Here is a 12183-nt window from a genome sequence, read left to right as displayed (position 1 = left end):
TAGCATATATAATTATAGTCAAGTTTACAGAGTTTGTCAAGTTAGAAAAAACTAATTAACAATAATCTAAGGTATTTATTGCCGATTATTCCCGAATAATGAAAAAAATTTCATTAATGCTAACTTTTTCAAATTTTCACTAAATTTCTTGGCTTTTACAAAAATATAAACCAAATACCATAATAAAAAGCCCCACAAAATACGTGGGGTTTATATTAATTATAGAATTACAAGCCCAAGGCTCGTGGATCCAATGCATCCCTTATAGCATCTCCAAACAAATTGAAGGCTAGAACCGTTATAATGATAAACAATCCTGGTAAAAGTACCCAAGGGTAACTGGTTAAAACTTGTATATCTTGAGCCTGGGAAAGCATCAATCCCCACGAGGCTCCAGGTTCGGTTACTCCCACACCTAAGAAACTGAGACTAGCCTCACCTAAAATATATCCCGGTATAGATAACGTCGCAGAAACGATTACGTAGGTATAGGTATTTGGTAACAAATGGTTCCATATCACTTTTCTTGGAGGATATCCTAAAGCTATAGCCGCTTGAACAAACTCTGTTTGTTTCAAACCCATAGTCATTCCTCTTATAACCCTTGTCATACCAGGCCAGCCAATAAAAGACAAGATTACAACTATCAGAAGATACCGAATCTCTGGTGAGATACCTGTAGGCAATACAGCACTTAAAGTTAATATCAAATAAAGGCTAGGGATTGACATCAATATTTCAGTGAACCTCATAGTCACTTCGTCCACCCATCCTCCAAAGTATCCTGCCAAACCGCCTAAAAAAATACCGATTGTAAATGTTAATAATATTCCAATCAACCCTATAGAAAGAGAGATACGGGAAGCAAAGAATATCCTACTGAAAATATCCCTTCCATATTGGTCTGATCCCCATACATACAGTATCCCATCGTTTGAAAAATAATCTGATAACGAAGGTAATTTTGGTTTTTCAACTCCAAATAAATGTAAATTGGTTGGGAAAAGCCCTAAAAGCTTGTAATCCCAAGAATGAATAAAAAATTCAATAGGATAATTTTTTAAATTAACCGCTTGCAAATCTGAAGGGGTCAATACAACAGGTAAAAAATCAAAATAGACATATATCTCTTCCAAAGTTGCAAAAGTATCTACACTGATAATTTCTTGATTTCTTATTTTAGGAGCGTATCTATAATCACTTTTGTAAGTATTAATTGCCATACTTCTGTTATCTTCGTTAACAACAATCGTCTCTCCACTCAGAAGTTTTGAAAAATTAACGTCATAAAGGCCATCTTCAAATGAAACTGGACCATTTAAGTTCTCTTCTTTTGTAAAATAAGATAAAGGAATCAAAGTCTGATCATATTTACGATTGGTTGATAATTCAATATATTCTCCATCTGCAGTTTTCGCCATGATAGTATTCTTAAATGTATAAGTAATATCTGAAACTGTTGCATTGTAGGTTGGATTGTATTCACCCAATTCAAAGGTAATTAACTCACCCGTTTCGGGATCCCTCGCCTTAATTACATCCAAATGGGTTGCTTCCACGTAATTACTTTGGTATGTTATTGGATCTCTCTCACTCATATACAGGTAAGTGTGAGGTCCGACTCTTTCACCTGTGAATAAATCCTTTCTATAAATCGTAGAAGGAGGGGCAAATCTATACTGAATATGGTTATTAAATGGATTCATTGGAGAGACAAAATCTGCAAATATAGCAAGTAAATATAAAATGATCAACACCACAAGTGATATCATTCCCAATTTGTGCCTTCTTAATGCCCTCCAAATAAGTGCAGGCGTTGACATGAATTCTCGCTCAAAAAGTTCTTCATCGTTTTGTGTGTTTTGGGGTGTGTTCTTCAAATTATCCTTCTGCTTTTTTCTCACTTAAAAATCCCTCCAATTTAAGCACTCATTCTTAATCTGACACGAGGATCAGATGCAGCAAGTAAGATATCAGCGATCAAATTACCAGTAATTAATAGAATACCTTGCAAAAACAAATTTGCCATTACCAAGTAAATATCTTGCTGGAAGATCGCATCTCTCATCAAAGTTCCTAAACCTGGCCATGAAAACACATATTCCGTTATCAACGCACCACCCAATATCGAAGATAAACTGAATCCCAATGAGGTAATTACAGGATTGATAGCGTTTCTCAACGTATGCTTGTATATGACAACGTCTGAAGGCATCCCCTTTGCTCTTGCAAACTCTGCATAATCTTGGTTCATCTCATCTAAGATCTGCCCTCTCATAACGCGCATAGTTCCAGCAAGAGATGCCGTTCCCAATGTAACTACAGGGCCAGCAACATGCCAGAAGAAATCACCTATCTGTTTGTACCAGGGGAAATTAGCAAATTCTCGTGATAACATCCCCCCGATTGGAAATATTCCAGTATTTGCAGACCACATTAACCATAATAACGCGAAAAAGAAGTTTGGAATAGAAAGACCTATCAACCCAAGAGTAGAAAGGGCTTGGTCTGTAAATTTGTATTGGTGAAGCGCTGCAGTTATTCCTAAAGGTATACCAATTCCCCAGGTAAAGATAAAAGTTGTCACTCCCAACAAAAGTGTGGCTTCAAGTCTTCTCAGCATCACTTGCCAAACATCTATTTTATAAACAAAAGAGTAACCCCAATCTCCCTTCATAATGTTTCCTAACCACAAGAAATACTGGGTTACAGGATTTTTATCCAATCCATACAATCTCTCTAATTCTTGAATCTGTTCGCGACTGATATTGGGATTTACTCTATATGTATCCAAAAAATCACCAGGTGCCAACTGCATTACAAAAAACGAGATAACCGATACTCCTAACAACACAGGTATAGCAAGAATAAGCCTTCTAATTATATATTTGAGCAAGATCACGAAGCCTCCCTACTATGATTTTAAAAAGGCAGAAGGTTTCCCTTCCGCCCTTTTTTAATAAACCTAAAAATTACTGTTCTTTCCAGGCGTACTCAATTTTCCACAGACCTGGTGAGTAGGAATAACCGTAAGGGTTGATCGTTCCATATTTTTCTACAGGATACAAATGCAACGTATTTTTATGTATGTTCAAGTAATTCTGTGAAATTGTGTAAACTAAGATCTGATTTTCCGCAACCAACATTTGCCATTCGTCCCAAAGCTCTTGGAGCTCATCTTTATCCAAAATCGAACGTTGAACTCTCATAATCTCATCAATTCTTTGCTCAGCAGGGTGTGCCCAATATTCATCTGGATCAACCCATTCCATAACTTCAGGAGACCAGTTCCAGAAATGTAACCCACCATCTAACAACCAAACGTTTGTACCCCATCCAGGATCGTCTCCTCCAACTAATCCAATGATAATTGCATCCCAGTTAGCTGAGTACATTTTTTGAACCACTGCGTTGAATTGCATTGGCCTGTAATTAACTTTGATTCCAAGTTTACCTAAGGAATCAACTAAAATAACAGCAATTTCGTTTCTCATCACGTTTTCACCATTGGTGTTCAATTCAAACTCAACAACGTTTCCATCCCAATCGACTAACTCGCCCCTATCATTCCAACTAAAACCTGCTTCTCTTAAAAGTCTCTGGGCTGTAACAAGTGAATATCTGAATCCCAATTCTTCGATTTCAGGATTGTAGAAAGCTGAAGAATTAGTTCTTGGACCATAGCAAGGTACCCCTAATCCGTTGTAAAGTGTTTCTATAAGAGTTTGTTTATCAAAGGCATACGCTACAGCTTTTCTGAAATTATCGTTTCTGAACCATGCCCTATGAACAGGATCGGCTGCGTTGAAATTGAAAGCTATAAAGTTTGACCCGGCAGTAGCTGGACCTACTATTACATTCCAACCTTTTTCCTCGGCTTGAGCTCTCAAAGCTGGGAAATCCTTAGCTTGAGGACCGTGCATATCTATTTCTCCTGCCTCGAATCTTAATCTTTCAACATTAGTATCTGTCACTATTTCGAAGACAATTCTATCTAAGTAAGGAAGTTGTACCCCGTCTTTTGACTTTTCAAAGTAGTATGGGTTTCTTTCCAAAACTACCCTGACTCCTTCGGTGTACTCTGTAACTTTAAAAGGTCCACCAACTACTATTTGATCAACTTGTTCTACCGTCCAAGTGGACTGGAAGGTTTCTGCATCCGTTACTTTATCCTCCAATACGTGTTTCGGCATTATGGCGAATCCACCGACGGTTTCAAGCCCAAATCTGAAGACTGTAGGATATTTGAACATGATTCTATTACCTTCAACAGTCAATTCTGGAAGATTACCTTCAGCGTCCATATAAACATCGTTACCATCTGCTGTTAAATCTGGGACTATTATCTTCTCCCATGTGAATACTACATCGTCGACGGTTAATGGGTGACCATCTGACCATTTAACCCCTTCTCTCATTTCAAACCAGTAAAGTGTGCCTCCATCTGCTGTACGCTCAACACCCCAATCCTTTGCAAGAGATGGTTGTGTTGGCTGCCCATAAAAATCGCTGCTGAGTAACGATACACCACCTTGATTGATGATGATAGAAGATGATGTTTCCTGAGCCCAGTAAGTATTTAGAGTTTTTGGGCCAGAAGTTGTTGCAAGGTATAAGGTTCCACCCTTTTGACCACCTTCTACATCGGCGATAAGCCACTCGGGGTTGTAAGCTTCTTGCGCAAAAATCGTCAAAGCGCTTAAAGCCACTACTAATAGTACCAACAACTTTCTCATGTGAATCCCTCCTTTAAGTTATTTTACCAACTTACCCTCTTTTTCTTGTGATAAACCTCTATCTCTATCCTCTTTGTATAAGAAACAAGCAACATAATGGTTTTCGTTTATTTTATAGTATTCAGGGTAATCTTTTTTACATATGTCCATAGCGTAGGGACATCTTGGGTTGAAAAAACATCCTTTGGGTCTATTAACTGGACTTGGTACTTGACCTTTAACTAAAAACTTTTTTCTATCTCTTCGTTTTCTTGGATCTGGAAGAGGTGCGGCATTTAGTAAAGCTTGTGAATACGGATGTAAAGTTCTATCAAATATTTCTGAACCGTCTCCAAACTCAACTAATCTTCCAAGGTACATAACGCCCACATGGTTTGAAATGAATCTAACAACCCCTAAATCATGAGAAATAAAGAGATATCCAACGTTGAACTCACTCTGTAAAGTCTTTAAAAGATTAATTATCTGTGCCTGTACTGAAACATCTAACGCAGAAGTAGGTTCATCTAAGATGATCAACTTTGGATCTAAAATAATCGCACGTGCTACGGCAATCCTCTGTCTTTGCCCACCAGAAAATTGATGAGGATATCTGTCGGCGTGGTAAGGTTTCAAACCGACTTTTTTCAACATATCAAGTGCGATATTTTTTGCTTCTATTTTATTTTTTGCCATCTTGTGAAACAAAAGTGGTTCAATCAACGTTTGACCTACAGTCATTCTTGGATTCAAAGAAGATGTAGGATCCTGAAACACTATTTGAACATTTCTTCTAAAATCCGCTCTTTTTCTATCTAAATCTTTAAACATATAATCCAAAAATTTTTCTTTTCCATTATCGTAGTAATATTGGATATACTTTCTCTCTTCTTCTTCGAGGGTTTCAAGTACTTTCTCTTTGCTCCCCAACTCTTTTTCTAATTCATGAGCGTACTCGATGTATTCCCTTTCCAAATACTTTGCTCCAGCTCTTTTACTCATAAAATAATGAGAAGTTTCTTCTCCGTTTAAAAAAATCTTACCCGAAGTAGGATCTTCCAATCTCAAAATCGTTTTACCGATCGTGGTCTTTCCACAACCAGACTCTCCAACCAATCCATAAGTTTCATTTATATCTAAGTTCAAATTGACCCCATCCACTGCTTTTATGTACCCGACCGTTCTATCTATCAAAAACCCCTGTTTAATCGGAAAATATTTTTTCAGATTACGGATTTTTAAAAGCATCAAAGAGCCTCCTTCTTATCTATCACATCGTCATAATGAACAGGAGTAGTATCAGATATAGGATTAAAACATCTTATGTAATGATTTTCTTCAACTTCTGTTAACTCGGGCCATTCTTTCCTACACTTTTCAGTGGCATAGGGGCATCTTGGCAAAAAAGGACACAATGGTGGAGGATCCAGCATAACAGGAGGTTGCCCTTTTATCGGGTTCAATAGATCCACCTTTATATCGTGCCTTGGTATACAGGAAAGCAGAGCATGGGTATATGGATGCCTAGGTTTTTCAAAAAGTGTATAAATATCTGTCATTTCCATCTGTGTCCCACCGTACATTACGATAACCTTATCAGCTACCTCGGCTATTACAGAGAGGTCATGAGTTATGTATATCATTCCCATATCATACTCTTTTTGCAAATCTTTCATCAACTCTAAAATTTGGGCTTGAATAGTAACATCCAACGCGGTGGTAGGTTCGTCTGCAATCAAAATTTCTGGATTACAAGAAAGCCCTATAGCTATTACTACCCTCTGCCTTTGACCACCTGAAAATTGGAAAGGATAGTCATCGATCCTTTCGGCTGGGTTGGCAATCCCTACATCATCTAAAAGCTTTATAGCCCTTTCCCTTGCTTCTTGTATAGATACGTTTTGGTGAAAAACAATGGTTTCAATCATCTGATCGGCTATTGTAAACATTGGGTTTAAAGAAGACATTGGATCTTGAAAAACCATTCCTATATGTTTCCCTCTTATCCTTGTAAAATCTTTCTGTTTTAATTTTGCTAGATCAACGAACTCTTTCTTACCGTCTTTACTGAATTCGTTTGTTTTAAATAATATCTGACTCTCTTTGGTAATATAACCTGGACTTTTTATCATCCCCATTACAGATTTCATTGCTACACTTTTCCCAGACCCTGTTTCACCAACGATCCCTAAAGTTTCATTTTTACTCAAAGTAAAAGAAAGTTGATTGACAGCTTTAACCGTTCCTTCAGCTACGGGAAAGTGTGTGCTCATGTTTCTAACGTCTAAGATGATATCATTCAATATTTTCACCTCATAAAAATAATATCTCTTTAATTCTATTTCATATTATAATAAATATTAACCTTGATTGTCAAGTAGAAAAAAACTAATTAACAATAGTCTACAGGATTTATTGCCAATTATTCCCGAATAATGAAAAAAATTTCAATAATGCTAACTAATCTAAATTTTTGTGCAAAAAGTTTCATGACTCATTGTTCAATAATTCTTCTTATCTTTCCAGAGATCTTTTAATCGTTCTTTTATACGTTTTTCAATACCAATTTCCTTGGGTGTGTAAAATTGGGTATTTTCAAAACCTTCTGGCATGTAACTTTCTCTAACGAAACCTCCGTAATCGTGAGGGTACTTGTATCCCTGGCCAAAGCCTTGTTTTTCCATTCTTTTATTCAAAGGATTTATCAATTTAGGTGGAATCTCAAAATTATTTTGACTTATAAACTCTTTGGCTTTAGCGTAGGCAATGTATGCTGAATTAGATTTTGGTGATGAACACAGATAAATTGTAGCTTCAGATAATGGAAGATAACATTCAGGATAGCCAACATGTTCAGTAGCTATCATAGCTGATACAGCTATATTTAAGGCGTTAGGATCAGCCAAACCAACATCTTCGGCAGATAAAATAACCATCCTTCTTGCTATATACATAGGATCCTCACCGCTTTCAAGCATATAAGCAAGGTACAACAACGCAGCATCCACATCGCTACCCCTCATACTTTTTATATATGCAGAAATTAAGCTGTATTTTGCGTTTTTATCGTAAGTTAGTCGATACCCGGTGAAATCTTTAAGAAATTCTAAATCAATTGAATTGATCCCAGCTTCATTTGCTGTTTCTATTAAATTCATTATCCTTCGGATATCATTTCCAGCATATTCTATCAGTGCTTTGCGTGCCTCTTTTGTAATTTTTAAATCTTTGTAATAATCTTCTATTTGTTGGAATAAATTTTCATAATCTTCGGCAGTTAATTCTTTAGTTTTAAAAACCAATACCCTCGATAATAAAGCTGGATTGACACTAATAGCTGGATTTTCTGTTGTCGCCCCTATGAGAGTTAACTCTCCTGTTTCAACACTTAAAAGTAAAGTATCTTGTTCGGCTTTATTCAATCTATGTATTTCATCGACAAATAATAATTTGGGTTTTGTAAAAAGATTATTTTTTTGCTCTATTATATCCTTTATTTTTTTCTTTCCCTCTATTGCCCCTGAAATAGAAAAAACATCGTAATAATCTTTTATCTCGTTTATTAAAGCCCTCACAATAGTAGACTTACCGCTACCAGGTTCACCATATATAATGAAAGATCTAACCTTTTTATTCTTTATCCAGGTTTTAAGTATTTCTTTCAACTTTTCATTACCCAGCACCTCGTCAACCTTTTTAGGTCTAATTATCTCATAAAGAGGTTGTGTACCACTCAATAGTGTTTTCCACCCCTTTTTCTAAATCGTATTTAGGCTCCCATCCTAAAATACTTTTTGCCTTCGCATTCGAAAGCAAACTTATCTTCACATCACCGTCTCTTTCTGGCTTATAAACCGGGTCATTTTCATATCCCGTTTTTCTTTTCATCACTTCAAAAAGCTCGTTTATAGTGGTTTTCTTGTTAGTTGAGATATTTATCGTCTCTTTATCCCCTTTATTCATTGATAAAAAGTTGGCTTCAACGACATCAAAAACATGTACAAAATCTCGTACCTGTTCTCCATCACCGTAAATAACTATTTCTTTTTTCTCAAGCATATTTTGAGTAAAGATTGCCACTACCCCGGCTTCTCCTTTTGGGGTTTGTTTAGGACCATATACGTTGGCATATCTCAATATGGTGTAATTCAGATCGTGTTGGCGTGAATAAAACTCGATGTATTTTTCGCAAGCAAACTTTGAAATAGCATATGGGCTAATAGGATGAGGACAGTAATCCTCTGATGTGGGAATAGGCGCGTTATCACCGTAAATAGCTCCTCCTGTAGAAGAAAATACGAACTTTTTAATCCCATACTTAACAGCTAATTTCAACAAATTCAAAGTACCCATCACATTGATTTCGGCGTCCCAGTTTGGATCTTTAACAGAATCGGGAACAGAAATCTGTGCCGCTAAATGAAAAACATAATCGAACTTATGGGTTTCAAATATTTTCTCCAAAACATTATAATCTCTAATATCTTGTTGGTAAAAAAGAGCCATAGGTGACAGAAATTCTACATTTCCTGTGGAAAGATTATCGATAACAACTACCGAGTTGCCTTCTTTCATCAATCTATCAACTAAGTTTGAACCTATAAAACCCGCACCCCCAGTAACGAGGATTCGATATTTGTTTTTATCAGCCATATTTTGCCTCCAAAAGTGATAATGATTTAGCGCCCCTTCGCCCCGCAGCCCGCCCATAAGGAAAGAAGTTGGTGGCTTTGCCCTGTGACCTTGTGTTATATTTATTATAACACTCTATAACCTCAAATGTATTTTTGAAATTTAAATAGATTATAGTAAAAAATCTGCAAACATATGCGACTTTTATGTTATAATTAATTTTAAGTCCTTTTGCTGTTCTATGCAAAAAAGCTTTTATTAAGCAAAATTAGGGTTTGGGGGTCACAGGGCGAAGCCCTCCCCTCCAGCTGGTTTAAGGACCGCAGGTCCTTCCTCAGAAGGGCGGACTGCGGGGTGAAAGGGGGAAAATCCCTTTCCTTAATGGGTGGGCTGCGGGGGTAGGGCGCTAATAAAGACCAAGCAAAGCTTACAAAAGAACTACGCAAATAATTAATTTACAAAAAAATTTAGTTTCAAATGGGTCACAGGGCGAAGCCCTCCCCCCAGCTGATTTAAGGACCGCAGGTCCTTCCTCAGAAGGGTGGGCTGCGGGGGTAGGGCGCTAACACATAGTATCCCATACTTTTAAAAGAGGTGAGTAATTTTGGCTGAATATGAGATCTTCAATCCCAACGAAGAATTTAACGACGAAGGTAACAATCATGAAGGTCATAGATGGCGCAATATAATCATTATTGCCGTTATCATAGCGATTGGTATTTACCTTTTAACCGGTGTTTATCAGGTAGGACCTTCTGAAGTAGCGTTAGTCAAAACGTTCGGTGAATACAAATCCACCGCAGGACCAGGTTTACACATTCATCTTCCCTATCCTATTCAATCTCATGTTATAGTTGATGTAAGAACAATAAATAAGGTTGAACTAGGTTTTAGAACTACCAGCACAGGAAGAACCCCCTCATACAGCTCATACACTGATGAAGCAGAAATGATCACTGGCGATCAAAATATAATTAGTATTGAAGCAGTAGTTCAGTATAGGGTAAACGATCCTGTGGCGTATGCCTTCAATGTAATTCAGGGGTACGACTTAGTTAAATCGACTTCTGAAAGCGTACTTAGGGAACGTGTAGCTCTGTCGAATTTAGAAAACGTCTTGACTACAGAGAGAGATCAAATTGCCATGGAAACAGCTGAAAGAGTTCAGTCCATACTGGACAGTTACAACTCTGGTATTATAATACAAAATGTTTATCTCCAAGCAGTAACACCACCAGAACCTGTGGTCCCTGCTTTCGATGATGTGAACAACGCACGTCAAGACCAACAAACAGCAATAAACGAAGCACAAAGGTACGGCAACGACATTATTCCAAGAGCTGAAGGAGAAGCTCAAAGAATCTTAAACGATGCGCAAGCTTACGCCTATGAACAAGTTGCGAAGGCAACAGGAGAAGCAGAAAGATTCAAAGCTTTACTGGAAGAATACCAAAACTCTGAAGATATTACAAGAAAAAGATTAATATTAGACTCTGTACAACAAATGATCAAAAATTCAAAGATACAAGTAGTATCTGAACAAGGAAACACCTTGAACTTTTTGGATCTAAGCGAAATTATCGGTGGTGATGCGCAATGAAAAATACGACGTTATGGGCAGTAGTTATAATCGTAGCTTTTTTTGTAATTCTATTTAGTTTTACGGCTTTCTACATCGTTGATCAAACTCAACAGGCAATAGTACTTAGATTTGGAAATATTATAAGCATAAAAACGGAACCAGGAATTTATGTAAAAACTCCCTTTATAGACAACGTAGTTAAACTCGAGAAAAGGATCATGATCTATGACATACCCGTAGAAAGGGTAATAACTTCCGACAGAAGAACTATTTTAGCCGATACATATGCAATATGGAGGATAGAAGATCCTCAAAAGTTCATTGAAACACTCAGGACCGTAGAAGTTGCAATGACAAGAATCGATGACATCGTTTATTCGCATGCAAGAGATGTTATAGGAAATTACACATTCCCTGAGGTCCTTTCACTCCAAAGACAAACTATCCTGGAAGAAATAAAAAATCGCAGTGAAGCATCACTTGAAGATTTTGGAATAAATGTTGTGGATGTAAGACTCAAAAGAACCGACCTACCTCAGGAGAACACCGAAGCTGTATACGAAAGAATGAAAAGTGAAAGGTATGCTATGGCTGCTCAATTAAGGGCTGAAGGAGAAAAAGAAGCCCAAAGAATGAAAGCCGAAGCAGATAGAGAAGCAAGTAGAATCAGATCAGATGCCCAAAGAGAAGCTGATATCATAAGAGGAACAGGTGAGGCAAGCGCAATAAACATTTACTCAGAAGCTTATTCCTTGGATCAAGATTTCTTCGAACTACAAAAAATAACAGACATTTACAAAGACTCATTCAACAACAGCGTATTATTAATACCCAACGATTCACCTTTACTTGAACTTTTCTATGAGGTGGAATAGTCTTGAAGCTAGTTTCTGAGATTGTATTATTCTCGATGTTAATAACATTACTCTTTGGCTGTCAATATGATGGTAAGTCAAACATTAATTTTGAAATCGAAATTCCAACAAAAATTTCCCCAAATATCCCGTTAACGATAAAAACAAATTTTGACTATGATAATGTAGAAATAATTATCGATGGAGAGGAGGCTCCCTCCTCCCTCTTTTTGGATGAAGAGGGAACTTCTTCTTCACCTCTTTTGGGTGAATATGGAACTTCTTCTTCCTTCCTTATGGATGAAGAAAACGCTTCCTCCTCTATCCTTATAGATGAAGGGGGAACCCCTTCTTCTTCCTTCCTTATGGGTGGGGAGCGGGGCGAAGGGGCGCTAACAGA

The 12183-nt window shown here is 37.2% G+C and carries 10 protein-coding genes; 3 read left to right on the top strand and 7 right to left on the bottom strand.

Annotated features, from left to right (window positions below; all coding sequences use genetic code 11):
* Positions 1 to 227: 227 nt before the first annotated feature.
* The 7 genes from X925_RS00280 to X925_RS00250 all read right to left on the bottom strand — a co-directional run bounded on the left by X925_RS00280 (position 228) and on the right by X925_RS00250 (position 9368).
* Positions 228 to 1904 (bottom strand): ABC transporter permease, encoded by a 1677-nt coding sequence (locus tag X925_RS00280; RefSeq protein ID WP_121958809.1) that lies wholly within the window; start codon positions 1902 to 1904, stop codon positions 228 to 230.
* A gap of 17 nt (positions 1905 to 1921) precedes the next feature.
* Positions 1922 to 2896, bottom strand: coding sequence for an ABC transporter permease (locus tag X925_RS00275; protein WP_121958808.1), 975 nt, complete (start codon positions 2894 to 2896; stop codon positions 1922 to 1924).
* 76 nt (positions 2897 to 2972) lie between these two features.
* Entirely contained in the window at positions 2973 to 4736 is a 1764-nt protein-coding gene (locus X925_RS00270) for an ABC transporter substrate-binding protein (protein ID WP_121958807.1), read from the bottom strand.
* 18 nt (positions 4737 to 4754) lie between these two features.
* Entirely contained in the window at positions 4755 to 5963 is a 1209-nt protein-coding gene (locus tag X925_RS00265; RefSeq protein WP_121958806.1) for an ABC transporter ATP-binding protein, read from the bottom strand.
* Positions 5963 to 6988 (bottom strand): ABC transporter ATP-binding protein, encoded by a 1026-nt coding sequence (locus tag X925_RS00260; protein WP_369973987.1) that lies wholly within the window; start codon positions 6986 to 6988, stop codon positions 5963 to 5965. Before X925_RS00260 ends, X925_RS00265 begins: the two co-directional genes overlap by 1 nt.
* 228 nt (positions 6989 to 7216) lie before the next feature.
* Positions 7217 to 8452 (bottom strand): replication-associated recombination protein A, encoded by a 1236-nt coding sequence (locus X925_RS00255; protein ID WP_121958804.1) that lies wholly within the window; start codon positions 8450 to 8452, stop codon positions 7217 to 7219.
* Positions 8427 to 9368: an SDR family NAD(P)-dependent oxidoreductase gene (locus tag X925_RS00250; RefSeq protein ID WP_121958803.1), complete on the bottom strand. Its 942-nt coding sequence runs from the start codon at positions 9366 to 9368 to the stop codon at positions 8427 to 8429. Before X925_RS00250 ends, X925_RS00255 begins: the two co-directional genes overlap by 26 nt.
* Positions 9369 to 9951: 583 nt before the next feature.
* Here X925_RS00250 and hflK point away from each other — a divergent pair.
* The 3 genes from hflK to X925_RS00235 all read left to right on the top strand — a co-directional run.
* Positions 9952 to 10947, top strand: a complete 996-nt coding sequence (gene hflK, locus X925_RS00245; protein ID WP_121515156.1) for an FtsH protease activity modulator HflK — start codon at positions 9952 to 9954, stop codon at positions 10945 to 10947.
* Positions 10944 to 11804, top strand: a complete 861-nt coding sequence (gene hflC / locus X925_RS00240; protein ID WP_103065669.1) for a protease modulator HflC — start codon at positions 10944 to 10946, stop codon at positions 11802 to 11804. Before hflK ends, hflC begins: the two co-directional genes overlap by 4 nt.
* A 2-nt stretch (positions 11805 to 11806) precedes the next feature.
* On the top strand, positions 11807 to 12183 hold a 377-nt coding region (locus X925_RS00235; protein WP_146026667.1), incomplete at its 3' end, for a hypothetical protein.

It is taken from the genome of Petrotoga sp. 9T1HF07.CasAA.8.2 (genome assembly GCF_002895585.1).
In the GTDB taxonomy this organism is placed as follows: domain Bacteria; phylum Thermotogota; class Thermotogae; order Petrotogales; family Petrotogaceae; genus Petrotoga; species Petrotoga mobilis.
The sequence above is the reverse complement of the archived record's forward strand: the minus strand, read 5'-3'. Positions and strand labels throughout refer to the sequence as shown.

Coding starts and splice junctions, on each gene's coding strand:
- X925_RS00270 (WP_121958807.1), bottom strand. CDS start 4,736: ATGAGAAAGTTGTTGGTACTATTAGTAGTGGCTTTAAGCGCTTTGACG.
- X925_RS00265 (WP_121958806.1), bottom strand. CDS start 5,963: ATGCTTTTAAAAATCCGTAATCTGAAAAAATATTTTCCGATTAAACAG.
- X925_RS00260 (WP_369973987.1), bottom strand. CDS start 6,988: ATGAGCACACACTTTCCCGTAGCTGAAGGAACGGTTAAAGCTGTCAAT.
- X925_RS00250 (WP_121958803.1), bottom strand. CDS start 9,368: ATGGCTGATAAAAACAAATATCGAATCCTCGTTACTGGGGGTGCGGGT.
- hflC (WP_103065669.1), top strand. CDS start 10,944: ATGAAAAATACGACGTTATGGGCAGTAGTTATAATCGTAGCTTTTTTT.